14 protein-coding genes are annotated in these 17,045 nt (G+C 46.8%); 8 read left to right on the forward strand and 6 right to left on the reverse strand.

All coding sequences use genetic code 11. The features are described from left to right. Positions 1–10: 10 nt before the first annotated feature. Positions 11–2,023, reverse strand: coding sequence for a M1 family metallopeptidase (locus ACH59B_RS00545; protein ID WP_025363672.1), 2,013 nt, complete (start codon positions 2,021–2,023; stop codon positions 11–13). Between the two features lie 124 nt (positions 2,024–2,147). Here ACH59B_RS00545 and ACH59B_RS00550 point away from each other — a divergent pair, with 124 nt between their 5' ends. The 3 genes from ACH59B_RS00550 to ACH59B_RS00560 all read left to right on the forward strand — a co-directional run bounded on the left by ACH59B_RS00550 (position 2,148) and on the right by ACH59B_RS00560 (position 4,025). After that, the gene (locus ACH59B_RS00550; protein ID WP_016818549.1) at positions 2,148–2,654 is read left to right on the forward strand and encodes a YwhD family protein; all 507 of its coding nucleotides are present in this window, start codon (positions 2,148–2,150) and stop codon (positions 2,652–2,654) included. A 348-nt stretch (positions 2,655–3,002) separates the two neighbouring features. Next, positions 3,003–3,509 carry a PTS glucose transporter subunit IIA gene (locus tag ACH59B_RS00555; protein WP_016818550.1) on the forward strand — a complete coding sequence of 169 codons (507 nt, stop codon included), beginning with the start codon at positions 3,003–3,005 and terminating at the stop codon, positions 3,507–3,509. Between the two features lie 165 nt (positions 3,510–3,674). After that, positions 3,675–4,025: a hypothetical protein gene (locus ACH59B_RS00560; RefSeq protein ID WP_016818551.1), complete on the forward strand. Its 351-nt coding sequence runs from the start codon at positions 3,675–3,677 to the stop codon at positions 4,023–4,025. Positions 4,026–4,392: 367 nt separating this feature from the next. Here ACH59B_RS00560 and ACH59B_RS00565 read toward each other — a convergent pair whose 3' ends face one another. Together ACH59B_RS00565 and ACH59B_RS00570 are read right to left on the reverse strand one after the other, a co-directional pair. Next, positions 4,393–5,205 carry a pentapeptide repeat-containing protein gene (locus tag ACH59B_RS00565; protein ID WP_016818552.1) on the reverse strand — a complete coding sequence of 271 codons (813 nt, stop codon included), beginning with the start codon at positions 5,203–5,205 and terminating at the stop codon, positions 4,393–4,395. Positions 5,206–5,294: 89 nt separating this feature from the next. Beyond that, a complete protein-coding gene (locus ACH59B_RS00570; protein ID WP_016818553.1) occupies positions 5,295–5,687 on the reverse strand; it encodes a VOC family protein in 393 nt (130 codons plus the stop codon). A 122-nt stretch (positions 5,688–5,809) separates the two neighbouring features. On the opposite strand from ACH59B_RS00570, the gene ACH59B_RS00575 reads away from it, so the two are divergent. Beyond that, on the forward strand, positions 5,810–6,859 hold the full coding sequence (locus ACH59B_RS00575; protein ID WP_102999265.1) for a hypothetical protein: 1,050 nt from the start codon (positions 5,810–5,812) through the stop codon (positions 6,857–6,859). A gap of 135 nt (positions 6,860–6,994) precedes the next feature. Continuing rightward, on the forward strand, positions 6,995–7,459 hold the full coding sequence (locus ACH59B_RS00580) for a transporter (RefSeq protein ID WP_174821185.1): 465 nt from the start codon (positions 6,995–6,997) through the stop codon (positions 7,457–7,459). Positions 7,460–7,607: 148 nt separating this feature from the next. Here the strand turns inward: ACH59B_RS00580 and ACH59B_RS00585 are convergent, their stop codons facing one another. Continuing rightward, on the reverse strand, positions 7,608–9,665 hold the full coding sequence (locus ACH59B_RS00585; RefSeq protein WP_102999266.1) for a transglycosylase domain-containing protein: 2,058 nt from the start codon (positions 9,663–9,665) through the stop codon (positions 7,608–7,610). A 283-nt stretch (positions 9,666–9,948) separates the two neighbouring features. Between ACH59B_RS00585 and speE the strand changes: the two genes are divergently transcribed. Together speE and ACH59B_RS00595 are read left to right on the forward strand one after the other, a co-directional pair. After that, positions 9,949–10,776: a polyamine aminopropyltransferase gene (speE, locus tag ACH59B_RS00590; protein ID WP_017427232.1), complete on the forward strand. Its 828-nt coding sequence runs from the start codon at positions 9,949–9,951 to the stop codon at positions 10,774–10,776. Between the two features lie 264 nt (positions 10,777–11,040). Further along, positions 11,041–12,333, forward strand: a complete 1,293-nt coding sequence (locus ACH59B_RS00595; protein ID WP_016818558.1) for an MFS transporter — start codon at positions 11,041–11,043, stop codon at positions 12,331–12,333. Positions 12,334–12,452: 119 nt separating this feature from the next. Here ACH59B_RS00595 and ACH59B_RS00600 read toward each other — a convergent pair whose 3' ends face one another. Beyond that, entirely contained in the window at positions 12,453–14,192 is a 1,740-nt protein-coding gene (locus ACH59B_RS00600; protein ID WP_017427233.1) for an ABC transporter ATP-binding protein, read from the reverse strand. Beyond that, positions 14,189–15,940, reverse strand: coding sequence for an ABC transporter ATP-binding protein (locus ACH59B_RS00605; protein WP_019685770.1), 1,752 nt, complete (start codon positions 15,938–15,940; stop codon positions 14,189–14,191). Before ACH59B_RS00605 ends, ACH59B_RS00600 begins: the two co-directional genes overlap by 4 nt. Before the next feature lie 150 nt (positions 15,941–16,090). On the opposite strand from ACH59B_RS00605, the gene ACH59B_RS00610 reads away from it, so the two are divergent. Continuing rightward, entirely contained in the window at positions 16,091–16,981 is an 891-nt protein-coding gene (locus ACH59B_RS00610) for a LysR family transcriptional regulator (RefSeq protein WP_016818561.1), read from the forward strand. Positions 16,982–17,045: the final 64 nt, after the last annotated feature.

Raw genomic sequence — 17,045 nt, forward strand, 5'->3', positions numbered from 1 at the left:
TATAGACACCTCACCATGACAGACTTCCAAGCAGTGTCTCCAACAGCTTGGTTACACTTACACTCCAACGGGTTTGTTGTTTTTCATCCAATTCAGCCTTCAGGCTATTATTAATATGCTTGTTCTCCAGTGCAATAGTGTATAGAGGATCTACAGTCACATAGGACACGGGGGAAGCGCTTTTGAGTCGGAAAGTTGTACTTTTGCCCGCACCATCCCATGCCTTGAATATCGTTGAGCCATCCTTGAAGGTAAATTGAACAGGTATTTTGGGATAATCTGCTCCTTTTTTGCTGAGCGTCACGACTGCTTCGTATCCATTCTCCAGCTTGTGGTTCATGATGCGATCGACTGAAAAGTCCGCCATCTGGCCGTCATATACATATTGTTCAAAATAGTGGCTCCATGATCGTCCGGTCACTCTCTCCACGACATGTTGAAAATCCTGTGAGGTCGGATGCTTGAATCGATAAGTCTGGACGTAGGTCCGCATAATCCGGTCCATTTTTTTCATACCCACCTGACGCTCAATACCTCGTAGTACTAATTTACCTCGTGAATAGGCATTTTGCGCATACTCAGCTGCCGATCCATACTTCCAGGACTCACGGTTTAGCGGCTGTGGGGAAGCTACCTGTCCCGATTGTAATGGCAAGTTGGGGGTAAGCCCATACTCTTGTTCCATGAGCCGTTCCTCTGCATAGGAGGTGAAGCCTTCATCCAGCCAAGGCTCCTCAAATTCATTGTTGGCTACCATTCCGTAGAAATATTGATGCCCAATTTCATGAACCAGCGTCCGTTCCAGATTATAGCCAGGATTCAGTTGGTCCGCAGCTGCGGCCGTGATGAGTGTCGGATATTCCATGCCGCCGGCTCCACTGCCTGTTTTGGGTGGAACGACGATGGATAGAGTGGAATATGGATAAGGCCCGTACCATTTGCTGTAGTACGAAAGGGCAGCCTTGGCTGCGCTCATGTAACGTCCTTTGAGTTCCTTATGGGACGGGTCCAGATAGAGCTTGATTTTGACACCAGGAACCTCAGTAGAAGAGAAGGGTTCTTCTACGGCTACAAAGTTGGGTGAAGCAGACCAGGCAAAATCGTGTACATCATCGGCATAAAATTGATATATTTTCTGGCCGTTCTGTCGTACTGCACCACGGGTGGGAAAACCGGTCGCTGCTACGATGTGTGTTTCAGGCACCCGAATCCGTATACTGTAAATTCCAAAGTCGGCATAGAACTCGGAGTTGCCATGGTACTGATGGAGGTTCCAGCCCTCTTCGGCGCGTCCACGTTGTCCTGCAGTCTCATAGACGCTGAGCTTTGGAAACCACTGTCCAGCCATTACAAAATCATCTGTCGCACCCATACGAGCAAAAATGCCAGGCAGTTTGACTTCAAACTTCATATATAGTGTGATTTCTTCGCCACCCCGTACCGGTTTGGGTAGACGCACCTTTATGAGCGAACGGTCGCTTGCGTTACCGTCATCTGGTTGTACATATTGAGTGCGGTGCATGAGAGATAAACCGTCTTCTGTTTTTAGTTCGGTCAGCGTCATGGAGCCAAAGCCGTCCTTAGGCATGGTGTCTCCGCGCAGCTTTCCGCCGGATTCCTTCATAAAGGTGGTTTCCATGGAAGAGAAGGCATTCGGGTATAGATGAAGATACAGATCATTCACAGTTTTCTTACCCGGATGCCTCCAGGTCAGTGTCTCAGTGCCTCGCAAAACCCGTCCTTTTTCCAGAGATACATCAATGTGATATTCCACCACCCGTTTGCTGAGAATTTCCGAAGCGGGCTGTGGAGGGTTCTTGGGCAGATCGGGCATGATGTTGGCCCCTAGAGGCTTGCCCATATTTGGCGCAAGCGCAGACTCAGACTCGGAGCCGTATAGTGGTTTGCCTGCGGACTGAGAGACGGATTGCGATTGGGGTTGCCAGGCAAACCATAACGTCCCTGCGAGGAGTCCGAGGGCTAGTGTGGACAATAAAACGATTTTGGTGCGTGCTGGGGTCATACAATGGATACCTCCCGTTGACAAGCATCTACAGCATGTATATGTTTGCTTTCGGGAGATTATTAGTTAAAATATTTATAGTGTAGAATGAGTGTGAAGACGGAAATTGGAGGTCTAGTGACGCATGAGTGAAAATCAACCGGACGGCAAAAAGCAGATTGCACTGAATATTGTCAGTGGCAAGAGTAAACATAAGGGCTTCGGCGCAGGCTCAATCGACCTGAACAGCATGTCCCCGGTCATCATTGACCGCGGAGAGGCGAAAATTGATGTCGGTGCCATGCATGCCAAAAGTAAAGTAGAACGTGGAATCAAGTTCTCTACGAATAAAGAGGACGTACCGAACGGACGCCAGGTATGGCTGGTATGGGTAGCTGTGGACCGTACGCCCGAAGGACGTATGTATGGTGGCGCGACGGCCTGCGAGATGCTGATTGACGACGAAGCCAAACGCGGCTGGAAAATTCTTGCCGATCATGTTAATCGTATGGATTATGCACTCAAGCGCCGTTTTATGCTGGATGATCTCGGCAGCGAAGATAAAGCAGCGCTCAGAAGCCTGCTGATTTCGCATAATCAGGAATGGTGGGACGCTTCGCCTGAGGAATTGAAGCAGGCGCTGGAAGGGTAAGCCTAGCGTTAACGAAGTAACAGTATTGTAGAAAAGCAGCCACTGTAGGCTGCTTTTTCCTATAAGAAGAACCGAATTGGAATCTCTATATAAGCTCTATGATGCCTTCAATTGTTAGTTTTCTGACCTCATAAAATATGTACCGGACAATAAAATAGTAGTCTACTTCCTTTTCATGTAAGTTATGAACATCATCGCCTTGACATCATGGAAAGGCATTCACTATAATTCAAATAGAAATCGGTTTCAATCCAGTTTTTATTTAATTCGTGGAACCGGTTCCTAAAAAGATGAAGTTTTTTCCTATCGCTGTTTATGAATGTAATCTCTAAATAAGGTGGCATCGTTATGTTTAAATGGTTGAAAAAGAAGGCGGCTCCCCGTATTGAACAATTCGACATGGTAGCGCCGGTTAAAGGAAAAGTGGTTTCTCTGGAAGAGGTTCCAGATCCTGCATTCTCGACAAAAGCTATGGGGGATGGCATCGCTATTCATCCGTCTGAGGGTAGGGTCACCGCTCCTTTCGCGGGAAAAGTTGCTCATGTTATGGAGAAAAGCAAACACGCTCTCATTATTGAACATGAATCTGGCGTACAAGTTTTGATACATGTCGGCATTAATACCGTTTCCCTCAAAGGACAGGGATTTAATCCTAAAGTTCAAGTAGGAGATAGCATTAAAGCAGGGCAATTATTGATGGAATTTGATCTAGATGCAATTCAACAGGGTGGATTACCTGTAATTACTCCAGTAATCGTTCCAGACGGGCAAGATATGATCAGCCATGTCGAAATACTGGATAATCCATCTGCTTCTCCAGATGTACCTGTATTAAGAGTTCACTTGAAAGCATAGTTAGCATTTTTGTTTTCTACTATCATGCTCATAGAAAAAATTCTTTGAATGTAAAGGTAAAATATGTAGAAGAAGACTAACCAGGAGATCTTGGTTGGTCTTTTCTTTTAATAAGTAAGTCCAGTTTAGGATAATGTAGAATGGTTGTGAAAGGGGAAATGTATATTGAATGCAAACCGTATTTTAAAATTAGAAAAGGCGTTGTTTCAGGCTTGGTCTTTGGAGTCTAGCTCTAAATGGACAGCCAAGAATCCTGCCGCCGGACAATGTGGTGTCACAGCGCTTGTCGTTCAGGACAGGCTTGGTGGTGATATTTTGAAGACATGGCTGGACAGCGGCTGGCATTATTACAACCGAATCGGTGAGGATATTATAGATTTTACGGAGTCACAATTTTCAAGCCTTCCACAGTATCAGCATGTACAATCCAACCGGGAAGAAGCATTTTCAGACACCAACGCAGAGCAGTATGCAGCTTTAAGCCGGAGACTAGGGGAATCGTATATGGGTACATAATTAAAGCAACAAATTCGACTGGGCAAAGCTGGATATTAACTGCATACGAGGGGCCGGGTGGTCCAGCTATAGGGGGAGATACTGAGAAAGACTCTATAGCAGAAGTCGCGCAGGATTTGCTAAATCTTATTGAAGCCACAAAGCCAGCGAATTTCGAAGATATGGGCTATTATGAGGATACTGGATCTACTATTCGTTATGGATGTAAGGAACAAGTCTGTTTTATCAGGAAAGCACCACAGAGCCATATGCACCGGACGAGTGAAGTTACGGGGTGAACATTAAAATATCAGAAGTAGATCGGTACCTTGTCGAGGGCGGTCTACTTCTTTTTCGTTTAGGTAAGTATTGTTGCTTACGAATAAAACTAATGCAGCCAATGGCTGGGAACGCTTAGAGACGAGGGCAGCCTGGTCTTACAATTGCCTTTAGCCGAATTTAATTGCGCTTGTGTAAGAAAGATACTTCCCTCCAGATTAGCCCCACTTAAATCAGCATCTCTAAAGTCTGCCCCGATGAGGTCAGTCATGCTCAAATCAGCTTCTCGCAGGTCAGCAGCAATCAGTAGAACGCCTCTCAGGTTGGCACCTCTCAGATTAGCGCCTCTTAAATTGGCACCGATCAGGTCTCTACTTTTGATTTTTTTACTCAGTTTATGGTTCTCCATGTTTTTCTTACATTTTTCTCGCACTAACTCACTTGTTTGTACAAGTAAATCATTGACTAGCGCCCTATGGGTGGGTACATGAAGATCTATGAGGGATTTTGGATCTTGATCCGTAAGCTGCTCGGTTTTCGCCATTGCTTCTTGTAACTCGGTATAGATGGAGTGAGTTTCTTGTAAGCTGAGGGCTTCATTTAGGTAATAGAGCATTTCATAAAGCTGCTGCATGATGGGAAATAGATTGAACATTTCATCAGCTATTGCCGGGTCGTCTCGCCAGCTTTTTCCGTTGTATGTAACTTGGGAAATTCTTTGACCTGCCCCAAAGCAATCATATACTGTACAGCCTCGCAAGCCTTTATTCCTCAGGTTCTTATGAATGTCACAGCGATAATCCGCATTTAGATGTTGACAGGGAGTTCCTCCATCCTTGTTAAAGGCAAAATCAGCAGATTTGGCATAAGGCAAGGCGACACAGCATAAACCAAAACATTTTTCACAATCGGCAGTATACAATAAATACACATCCTTTTATTAGCACCTACTACATGTAATAATACCAAAAAAAGATGCAGGATGGTGTATTGCTAAGTAAAATAGGTCGATTACCCTTTTGCCAAATTCAATTGCCATGAAACACCGTATTTATCTTCGACCCAGCCAAACTGTTGGCTTACGGGCGAGGCTTCAAGGGGCATCAAAACTCGGCCTTCCTGAGATAGCTGACCAAACACACGATGAATTTCTTCTTCCGAATCACAAGTGACGAATAGCGATAAAGCTGGAGTAAAAGAGTGTTTGTCCTGATGGTTATAATCTATGGCCATAAAGGTTTGCCCTTTGAGGTTGAATACGGCATGTAACACGGTCCCATCTTCCTGATGAAAAATGCTCATGATACCAGACGGCTTAAATACAGAGGTATAATATTGCATGGCTTCCTCTGCTTGACCGGGGAACATGAAAAACGTTGTGATTTTTGGACTAGAATCCTGCATCAGATCAGCTCCCTTGAGTGGATTATAGATGATAACATTTTTTCTCTTTAGTAATAGAAATATTCATGATTAGAGAAGTACTTCATAAAGAAAGATAGGCATAACTGGGAAGGGGAAACCAGATGATAGATGCGACAGCAAAGCTTATTGAGATGGTGGGTTCAGGCAGGAAACTGGACGCCAGCATTATTTCGGCCTATACGGATGTAGTTGCCCAATACGGAACCGCGGAGGATGCTTGGGAGTTATATTGGCTTTTTGTAGAAGATCCTGATCACTATGTTAGGGGTTTGTTACTTGGGCCGATCATGAGATGCGGAGATGTTGCTCTGGCGCAGGATATGTACGAGCGTTACGTTCGAAATCAGACATCCCAGGAACATATACCTGATGGTGTGCTGCATGTGTTAGGTTATTTGGGTTATGTGGAAGCTGCGGCTGATCTCGTCGCATGGTTGAACGGGCCCTATGGGGCAGCATCCGTGGATGCTTGTTTGGGGCTCGTACATCTTCCATGCGAATCGTTTCGTGAACGATTGGCAACTGAATTGGAAAAAGCAGTGAATCAAAATCTGTTTAATGAATTCTTACCTCTACTGAGCTTTAAATGTACTACTGAGGATATGGTTCCGCGATTGGTGCATTGGGGAGAGCGGCATGCTTCTGTAGACTGTAATGCGGGAATTATTGCTGGAATTGCATTGTTTGGAGAAAAGCAGAAGGATACGATCCGATCTATTTTGTGGAATCCGCTTTGGGAGGCTCATGGAACGGCTACGGGAAGTTGTGTGTGGTCTTATATTGCTATGCAGCATGTAGGGTTGACCTTTAGAGAGCTTATTCAGGATATAAAAAGCTACGATGTATTCAAAGCAGGTGTACAGGCATTGGAGTACCGCTTGGATGTGTTATATGAAATGTTGGAACTAAAGCTCAGCTATAGAGCTCGGCCAATCCGGTTCGCTCGCTGTAACGAGGAATCATTTGCTCAAATCTATAGCGATTTGTTTAGCTGGTCGATGGAGCATAAGGATGACTCTATGATAGGTTGGATGAACGAACATTTGGGGTATGAGCACCGGCTTCTGGAACAGTATGATGAGATTAGGAAACGAATCGAGATCAAAATGGTGCATGAAATTGAGCTGGAGCATGTCCAGACGGGGAGTTAATCGGGTTGAGATATAAGAAATTTTGGCATAAAAGGACGAAATGACGGAGTTTGGCGGTGATATAGGGATTCGCCCAGTCCACGGGCTGATGTCCCGCATAGGATACATCAGCCTAGAACACAAGGAGTGAAACACATGTCTTTACTGCCACAAGTTCCTTTCGGAACGCAACCGGGTACTCCGGGTCCATTCACACCGTCAGGTCCTTCGATTCCACAATTTCCTGATATACAGGATTCGTTTCCGTCTCCGGTAGGTCCGCCACCAGGGCCAGGCCCCTTTTCGCCCCAGCCTTTCTCACCGCCGCCGCAAGGGCCGTTCGGTCCGCAAGGTGGGCAACAAGCTCAAGCACCAACTTCCCCCCCACCACCATTTACGCCACCAAAGCCGCTAGTTTCAACATTTGCGGTTGACCCTGGAGCCATTTTCGGTTGTTTGTACCGCAATACGTTTGTATGGCTGACGAACGGAGAGCGTTTCTGGATGTACCCTGTCTTTGTAGGCAGAACATCGGTAGCGGGTTTTCGGTGGAGTGGACGTTTCTGGTTTTACTATGGTGTAGACACCAACCGTATTGAGTCGTTTAGTTGTTTTTGGTAATAGCGCAGCTTTAGGGAAGAACGGGGCTTAACTGGGGAATGGCTGATGGCACTGGCAAGAGAGCTATAATGGGCGAATGAAATAAGTGAAGTAAAGATAAAAAAGACTGGGAGAGCGCATCATGGCGTTTCCCAGTCTTTTTTTGCTATTACTCCATCCACCATCGCTTAAAATTGCCCCACCAGGATTTTTTTTCGGCCTGCCGTTCCGCTTGGTCAGCAGGTGCCGATGCCTGTGGGTTATTCTGACCCGATAGGGTCTCTTTTGGCTCGGTACCGCTAATGAATACCTCCAGCCGCTTGTCGGGACTGTCCGGCGCAGCCAGCTTGCCGCTGGCCGGATCAATATAGGCGCTGACTACGCCGTCAGGGATCGGGAAGATTTTGGGCGGCACATTCTCCAGCGCTTTTTCTGTATATTGTGCGAAAATCGGTGCCGCCCGCCGGGCATCCTGCGTGCTGATGGCCTTGCCTTTGTCATATCCAACCCAAACAGCGGTGGATAGCTCGGGGGTGAAGCCGACCATCCATGCGTCCGTGTTGGTCGTGCCGCTCTTGCCGGCAACCGGGCGTTTGATCAGCTTCGCGACCCGGTTGCCGGTGCCGCCTTCTTCAAACACGCCTTCCATGAGGCGTGTGAGGACATAGGCGGAGGCGGGCTTCACGACCTGCACAGGTGCGGCCTGCGGTGCTTCGTACAGCGATCGTCCGGCCGCATCGGTGATGCGCAGCACCGCTACCGGAGCCACCTTTTGCCCGCCGCTGCTGATGACCGAGAAGGCCGAGGCCATCTCGAACGGGCTGACGGGCGACACGCCTAATGCCAGCGAAGGCACGGGCTTGAGCTCGCTCGTAATGCCCATTTTGCTGGCGAGGTCCATGACCTTATCCGCTCCCACCTGCAAAATGGTGCTGACGGCATAAATATTATCAGACGCCGCAATGGCGCGCCGTAGATCTATTTCGCCCCAATATTTGTCTCCAAAATTTTTGGGCTTATAAGTTTTACGGTTGTTGTCGTAGTGGAACAACGTTGGTCGGCTTTCGAACTTAGACGTACTTGTCAATTCACCGGAATCGAGCGCGCTGAGATACATGATCGGCTTGAAAGAGGAGCCTGGCTGCCGGGTTGTGGCTAGCGCATGGTTATATTGATTCCCTACATAGTTCGTTCCGCCGACCATAGCCTTGACATGTCCGTTACGCGGGTCCATAGAGATTAATGCAGTTTCCAGTCCGTTGCTGTTCTTCATGCCCTCATTGACAGCCGCCTCGGCTGCCTGTTGCATGTGCATGTCCAGCGTCGTATAAATGCTTAGCCCGCCATGCTCAAGCACCGCTTCGCCAATCCCAAGTTGATGAGTCGCTAGTTGGCGAACGTAATCGCGAAACCAGGGGGCGGCTTCCACTGTCCGACGCTGGCTCTCGGGCCGCAAGGGCAGTATTTCCTCATAGGCCTTGCTGGCTTCAGCTGGTGTAATTTTACCGATGAGTGCCATAGAGTCCAGTACAATTTTCTGCCGATCCTTTGCGTTTTTCATATGATTATAGGGTGAATAGTAGGTCGGTCCTTTCGGAATACCTGCCAATAGGGCGCTTTCGGCCAAATCCAGATCCTTTGCGGATTTACCGAAATACATTTGCGAGGCCGCCTCAATGCCATAGGCCCCATGGCCATAGTAAATTTCATTCAAATACATTTGCAGCAGCTCATCCTTGGAATACTTCATTTCAAGCTGTGCAGTATAGATGGCCTCTTTGGCCTTGCGCGTCCAGGTTTTCTCGTGAGATAAGTACAGATTGCGCGCAAGCTGCTGAGTCAGCGTGCTGGCCCCCTGTGACATATCCCAGCGGGTCAAATTAACGATTACTGCCCGGCCCAGGCCTTTGAAATCAAAGCCAAAATGATCGTAAAACTTCCGGTCTTCCACAGCCAGTGTAGCTGCTATTAAATCGGGCGAAATATGATCAAGCTGGACAGGAATAGATTCCTTGCCTCCGGCAGAGAAGGTAGCAATGACTTGCCCCTGACTATCGAGCAGACGTGAATTCCGATCTGTATCGGCGAGTGGAAGACTGGTTGTGTACAAATAAGCGAGCAGAATGCAGGCGGCGATGACCGTCAGAATCGTGAGAGACATCAGCCCTTGAAAGCATCGAAGCCAAAGCGGTTTACGCTTGGAGGACCGCCCGGTAGTATCGGTCATCATGCCACCTCCTTCCATAGTTGATGTTCTCAGTATAGTCAATCCGAAAGCGTCTATTCATCAGATGCGCATACGTATCTATTTTAAACAAGATTAAGCCCTAAAAATGCTTTTGCAGTCCATTCAGGTATCGCTTATAATGCAAAAAGTGTGAAATTCAAGTGTGTTTGGTACAATAAATATAGCAAACTCGGCGTTTGCGTGTTGCAGTTATAAGGGAAAGTCCATGTTTATGCTACCGGATTGCCGGACACATACTTTGATCAGAAAGAAGGTTGGAATGATGGACTTGTGGTTTACGGAGAAGCAGACTCCCTCTTTCGGCATTACAGCAAAAATCAAACAAACCTACGTCTCTGAGAAAACAGATTTTCAGGATCTGGCAATGATCGAGACGGAGGAATTCGGCAATATGCTTGTTCTGGACGGCATGGTGATGACAACGGTTAAGGATGAGTTTGTATATCACGAAATGGTAGCGCATCCGGCCTTAAATACACATCCGAATCCGAAAAAGGTTTTGGTTGTGGGTGGCGGCGATGGCGGCGTTATCCGTGAGGTCATCAAGCATCCTGAAGTGGAAAAGGCTGTATTGGTTGAGATCGACGGTAAAGTCATTGAATATTCTAAAAAATATTTACCTGAAATTGCCGGGAAGTTGGACGAGCCTAATGTGGAAGTGCTGGTCAATGATGGTTACATGCATATTATCGAACACAAAAATGAATACGATGTGATTATGGTCGATTCGACGGAGCCAGTGGGTCCGGCAGCGCCGCTGTTCGAACGTGGGTTTTACCAAGGTATTTTTGAGGCGCTGAAGGAAGACGGCATTTTCGTGGCGCAGACGGATAATCCTTGGTTCAAGGCTGACCTGATTCAGAAGGTCAACAAAGATGTAAAAGAGATTTTCCCGATTGTGCGTGTGTATGGTGCAAACATTCCAACCTATCCAAGCGGTCTATGGACATTTACATTGGGCAGCAAGAAATATGATCCGCTCGAAGTGGACGAGAACCAAATTCCAGAGATGGACACTCGATATTACAGTCCGCGTCTGCACAAAGCAGCGTTTGTACTGCCTAAATTTGTGGAAGATTTAACAAAGTAAACATTTTAAGAAGCGTCGTAGGGATCTTTATCGCCAGTATAGAGCGAAAAGAGCGCTATAGACGCTTTTTTTGTGTTAAATCAGAACGTAGTAGGGATGAGAATATAGTGGACACTGAATTTCCTTTTAAGATAAAAGAAGGAAATTTAAGGGTGCGTGTAGAACATACAAAAAACCAGACATTTAACAGATTTGTAATCGACAGGGGAGGTTTGGTTATGGAAATACATAAATTGGCGATGTACCAAAGAGGGGGAAACTTTTTTGATCAGACGCTCTTTTTATTACCTGTTGGGGTCTCAGACGATCTCCAACGCAGCAGATATCATCTATATGTTGAGTGTGGTGGTGTTGGTGTTCAGTTCAAGTAATTCCTTAATGACGACTATTTTAATCCCGTTGTTCCGGTTGTCAGCTCAAGTGCTTAGTGGGCTTGTTGCACCGATCGTGCTCGGTCGATTTCGGCTGACGCAGGTTCTTCTATTTTCCCAGTTTGGGCAGTTCGTCATTTTTACGTTGCTGCTGCTTTATTTGTGGATCGTACCTGAGCAGAGGTCGTTTCTGTTTATTTTTGTAATGGTGTTCGGTATGTCTTTCCTAGATGGCTGGACCAATCCTGCGCGTAATGCGCTTGTACCCCGTTTGGCTACGGGTGAAGGACTGATGCGTGCCAACGGCATGGTAGCGGTCAGTGATCAGGTGGTAAGGTGTGCAGGCTGGGCATTAAGCGGAATTATTGTGGCTTGGCTGGGTTCCCTGAATACGCTTGCAATTGCCTCCTGTTGTTATCTCGTGGCTGTAACTGTCACGTCCTTCATTCGTGATCCGCTGGATCAGAAGCACCTAGGTCTTGAAGCTTCGAATTCCCCAACAAATGCGGAAGAACCCGCAAAGGAAAAGGAAAGAGGCTCCCATTGGAAAGAGCTTGGGGAAGGCTGGAAAATCATTTGGCACAACCGCCGTATTCGTTCTCTGATGATCGTCGATAGCGTGGACAGTATTGGGGGAGTCTCCTGGCTCGGTGTATTTATTTTGGCGTACGTCAGCCAAGTGTTGCATCGTGATGAGAGCTGGTGGGGCTTTATGAATGCGTCCTTTTTCTCCGGCACGATTTTGGGTGGGTTAATTGTTGTTGGCTTGGTTAAACGGTTGCAAAAGAACAGCTTTTTGTACATGCTCGGAGCTTTGCTGGTGTATGTACTGATTACCATTGTATTTGCGCTAAATACCATTCCCGTGGCTGCGCTTGTTCTTTTTGCTGTATCAGGCTTACCTGTTCAAATGGCGGGCATTATTCGCCGCACCTTGCTACAAAGCAGTGCACCGGCAGCCCAACTACCCAAAGTGATGGCAGGGATTGATGTAATTACCAATCTCGCTTTTGGCCTGGCTTTATTATTCATGGGCTGGTATGCTGACCGATTCGGCATGGTGCAGGTGTATTTGCTGGCTGCGGCTATGACTACCATTGCTGTTCTGATCGGCTGGTGGTATCGGCGTGATTTTCAGGAAGACGAACCGATTGATCATCCGACCGCTACGGGAGCAGGGATATGAATTACATAAGCAATAGCTCCTTTCTGTGCCACAACAAAAAAGTCGGTTGCATAAGAGCAACCGACTTTTAAGGAGAACGTTTTTTACGAACGTAACGTCCTGTTACCATAACTGCGATGTTAGGCCGTAGTGAACTGGCTGTTATAAAGCGAGGCATAATGGCCGCCGCTTGCGAGCAGTCCTTCATGGGTACCGCTTTCGACGACATCACCGTTTTTCATGTATAAAATCAGATCCGCTTCGCGGATGGTTGATAGTCTGTGGGCGATGACGAAGCTGGTGCGTCCATCGATCATTTTCATAAAAGCCTTTTGGATACGGGCTTCTGTAAGGGTGTCTATGCTGCTGGTTGCTTCATCCAGAATGAGCATAGGTGGATCGACGAGAATCACTCTCGCGATGGTGAGCAGCTGCTTTTGCCCTTGCGACAGGCTGTCGCCTGACCCGCTGATGACCGTATCGTAACCATGAGGCAGGCGCTTGATAAAGCTATGCGCATTGGCAGCTGTCGCAGCCGCGATAACTTCTTCGTCTGTGGCCTCTGGCTTCCCGTAAGCGATATTGTCCCGAATCGTTCCGCTGAACAGCCATGTATCCTGAAGCACCATACCAAAGTTAGTCCGCAGGCTGTCCCGGCTCATATCGTTGATATTCACCCCATCGATGGAGATCGAACCGCTGTCCACATCGTAAAAGCGCATGAGCAGGTTAACGAGTGTGGTTTTGCCTGCTCCAGTCTGCCCAACAATAGCTACGCGGGTGCCTGGCTTGACCTCCAAACTAAAGTTCGTGATGAGCGTCCGTTCCGGATTATAGGAAAATTTCACATGATCAAACAGAATCGTGCCTTTGCTACGCTCCAGCTGTACGGCGTTCGATTTTTCCGGTTGCTCCGGCGGCGAATCCAAAATAGCAAATATGCGTTGAGCAGAAGCCGTAGCAGCCTGAAACTGAGTCAGCACCCCTGTGATTTCATTAAAAGGTTTGGCGAACAAATTGGTGTAGATGAGAAAGCTCGATAAACCGCCTACCGAAATCCCACCCAAAATGATCGAAATACAGCCAATCATAGCGGTGACTGAAAAAGTCATGTTGTTGACCAAACGGGTAGAAGGATTGGACAATGATCCATAAAACTGTGATTTAACTCCCGCTTGATACAATTGCTCGTTTCGGGCGGAAAATTCCTCAAGCGAGCGATTTTCATAATGAAAGGCAGTAACTACCCGCTGTCCGCCAATCATTTCTTCCACATAACCGTTCAGACTTCCTAAAATTTTGGCCTGTTCGCGGAACATACGTTGCGATCTTGTAGTAATGAACCGTGCAACGCCATATGTGATGGGGGCAGACACTAATACCACCAGCGTCATCACTGGACTGATATACAGCATGAGTACAATCGAACCAACAATAGTAATCAATCCGGTGATCAAGGTGGAAAAGCCCTGCAACAAGCCATCCGACACGGCATCCATATCGTTCACAAAACGGCTAATACTATCTCCTTGCGGATGATTGTCATGAAAGCTTAACGGAAGGATATTAAAATGATCGAATAACTCCCGTCGCATATCATTTACAGTCTGAAAAGCAATGCGGTTCGTCAAATATGTGAGCAGCCAACTAAATAGACTGCCTACAACATATACAACGCCTAGTCCAGCTAAAATCTGTGCAATACCTCTAAAGTCTACCGTTCCCTTATTCACCATATGGTCGATAGCCCGACCAATCATATAGGGTCCGACCAGACTGGCGAGCACGCTGAGAATCGCACTGACGATGACCCAAAACGTTGTTGATTTATATTGTCCCACATAGGTTAACAATCTTCTCCAGGTTTCCTTGCCACTCATTGGTCTACCTCCTGCGTTGAGAGCTGGGAGCGATTAATTTCCTGATATACCTCCGAGCTGCTCATCAACTGATCATGTGTGCCGATCCCGACAATCCGGCCTTCATCAAATACAATGATTTTATCGGCATGCTGTACACTGCTTACTCGTTGTGAGACCAGCAGGACAGTCATGCGGGTGCTATTTTCCCGAAGCGATTTCCGAAGGGCGGCATCAGTTGCAAAATCAAGTGCGCTTGAGGAATCATCCAAAATCAGTATTTCCGGATTGCCTACAATAGCTCTGGCAATGGTAAGTCGCTGCTTTTGGCCGCCTGACAGATTAAGTCCACCTCGCATGATCGGGGCGTCGAATTTTTCCGGTAAGTTAGAAATAAATTCATCCGCTTGCGCGATAGCGGCGGCCCGGGCGACTTCCTCATCGGTGGCATGTTCATGTCCCCAACGGATATTATCCGCTATAGACCCTGTGAACAGCAGTGCCTTTTGTGGAACAATCCCGATTTTCTGCCGCAATTGCTCCAGCTTGTAATGCCGTACGTCGATGCCATCGACACGTACACAACCTTCTACTGCATCATAGAAGCGGGGAATCAGATTCACGAAGGTGGATTTTCCCGAGCCTGTTCCTCCTATGATTCCAACCGTTTCACCGGGATAGATGTCTACGACTACATCGCTAAGTGCCAGTTGTCCTGTCTTATTGTAGCCAAAGGAGACATGATCAAAAGAGATGGCTGGTACTGGGCTGATTTTACCCGTTCTTCCCTGATCGAATGATGCAGAATTGGCAGTATCGGAAATCGAAGCTTCCGTGTCTAGGACCTCCTGAATTCTCGCGGCTGAAGTGGCCGCCTTGGTGAACAGAATAATGAGATTCGTCACCACAATCAGGGCCAGTAAAATCTGCGTAATGTAATTAATAAACGCAATAATCTCTCCTTGTGTAAGAGATCCATATTGGATATGGATACCGCCGATCCACAGAATGGCAATAATAGCTCCGTTGACCACCAGTAAGGTGGCTGGGCTAAGTAGAGCAGAAATACGGCCGACACGAATAGCGGTCTGGGTCAGGTCATCTGAGGCAGTATTGAACTTTACTCGTTCAGCTCCTCTTTTGGCAAATGCACGGATAACCCTTACACCTGTGAGATTTTCGCTTAGCACCAGAGCGATTTTATCGAGCTTTTTCTGGTATAGCTGGTACAGCGGAGAAGCCTTCGTAATGACTACATACAGAATCAAAGCCAGAACGGGTGTAGCCGCCAACAGCACCAAAGCAAGGCGGAAGTCCAGTATCATGGACATGATGATCGCCCCGATACAAATAAAAGGAGCACGAATAACCAGACGAATCAACATCGCTACAGCTGTTTGCAGCTGATTGACATCATTCGTAATTCGGTTGATGAGAGAGGGCGTACCAAATTTATCGAGATCTGCATAAGAAAACGATGAAATATGCTTAAACATCGTATTGCGCAGTGTGGTTCCGAATCCTTGGGAAGCACGGGCTGCGTAAAACTGGCACACTAGAGAACTGCCAAAGCCCAGTATAGTCATGAGCAACATTAAAAGACCCATTTGCCAAACATAATGGGTGTCTCCCTTACCAACGCCATGATTAATCATTAAAGCCACCATAGTAGGCAACAACAATTCCAGAATAGCCTCAATTAGTTTAAACAGAGGCCCAAGAATCGTTTCCTTTTTATAGGGTTTCAAAAAAACAGCAAATTTCAGCAAATCAACCATCACCTAACCTGAATATTGTATAAAGTTTTCTATTGTAATTGCATATCTGAATATGATTATGGCATATCCCCAACCATATGAATAATATTTAATATATATTAGAGATATAGGTTTTACATATATCAGGACCGGAGGTTCATGATGGAATTGAGACATCTCAAGTATTTTTTAGCGATTGCAGACGCTGGACAGATTACAGCGGCAGCCAAAAAACTGCAAATCGCACAGCCTCCCTTAAGTCAACAGCTTATGCAGCTGGAGGAAGAGCTGGGTGTAAAGCTTGTGCATCGAGGCTCACGAAGCATTCAATTGACAGAGGCGGGAATCATTTTACGGAACAGGGCCAAGCAGATTTTGGAGCTGACGGATGCTACGACAAGGGAAATAAACGATTTCGCCATGGGGATGAAGGGGACGCTCACCATTGGAACGGTTTCTTCCTCTGGGGCAACCCTGATGAAAGACAGGCTTTCCGAATTTCATAAAACCTATGCGGGTGTAAAATTTGAAATACATGAGGGAAATACCTTCCGGATTCTCGATCTTCTGAACAAAGGAATTGTAGAGGTCGGTATCGTCAGAACTCCTTTTAATACCACTGATTTAGGGTGTAGATATGCGTCCACTGAGCCGATGGTAGCAGTGATGACGGAAGAACATGATTGGAGTCCCGAACAGAAGAGCATATCATTGGCTGAGCTGAAGAACAGACCACTCATCGTATATCGTCGTTTTGAGCAATTGATCCACGACACCTGTATGAAGCATGGCTTTGAGCCAAACTACTTTTGCAAAAATGACGATGCCCGCACCACGCTTCTTTGGGCCAACGAAGGGCTGGGTATTGGCATGATTTCGAGCTCCGCATTGTCTTTGGGCAGCAATAATCATTTAATTGTTAAGGAAATTATGTGTGAAGATTTGCACACTCGTGTGGCTGCCGTCTGGTTGAAGGATAAATACATGTCTTCTTTGGCTTCCCGGTTCATTGAAAGTTTTAGTCAGGCATCCAGTGTAGCTGACCTACAGTAGTTGAATTTTTTAAGGGCGAAAGCATCTTTTTGTAAAAACTCATTTGAATTGCAATCGGGAACTG

The organism is Paenibacillus sp. DP01, from assembly GCF_044784315.1.
GTDB classification, from domain to species: domain Bacteria; phylum Bacillota; class Bacilli; order Paenibacillales; family Paenibacillaceae; genus Paenibacillus; species Paenibacillus polymyxa.

Bases quoted from the DNA above. Each gene is read 5' to 3' on its own strand.
- ACH59B_RS00570 (WP_016818553.1), bottom strand. From the start codon at position 5,687: ATGCAGGATTCTAGTCCAAAAATCACAACGTTTTTCATGTTCCCCGGT.
- ACH59B_RS00545 (WP_025363672.1), bottom strand. From the start codon at position 2,023: ATGACCCCAGCACGCACCAAAATCGTTTTATTGTCCACACTAGCCCTC.
- ACH59B_RS00550 (WP_016818549.1), top strand. From the start codon at position 2,148: ATGAGTGAAAATCAACCGGACGGCAAAAAGCAGATTGCACTGAATATT.
- ACH59B_RS00575 (WP_102999265.1), top strand. From the start codon at position 5,810: ATGATAGATGCGACAGCAAAGCTTATTGAGATGGTGGGTTCAGGCAGG.
- ACH59B_RS00585 (WP_102999266.1), bottom strand. From the start codon at position 9,665: ATGACCGATACTACCGGGCGGTCCTCCAAGCGTAAACCGCTTTGGCTT.
- speE (WP_017427232.1), top strand. From the start codon at position 9,949: ATGGACTTGTGGTTTACGGAGAAGCAGACTCCCTCTTTCGGCATTACA.
- ACH59B_RS00610 (WP_016818561.1), top strand. From the start codon at position 16,091: ATGGAATTGAGACATCTCAAGTATTTTTTAGCGATTGCAGACGCTGGA.
- ACH59B_RS00580 (WP_174821185.1), top strand. From the start codon at position 6,995: ATGTCTTTACTGCCACAAGTTCCTTTCGGAACGCAACCGGGTACTCCG.
- ACH59B_RS00600 (WP_017427233.1), bottom strand. From the start codon at position 14,192: ATGAGTGGCAAGGAAACCTGGAGAAGATTGTTAACCTATGTGGGACAA.
- ACH59B_RS00555 (WP_016818550.1), top strand. From the start codon at position 3,003: ATGTTTAAATGGTTGAAAAAGAAGGCGGCTCCCCGTATTGAACAATTC.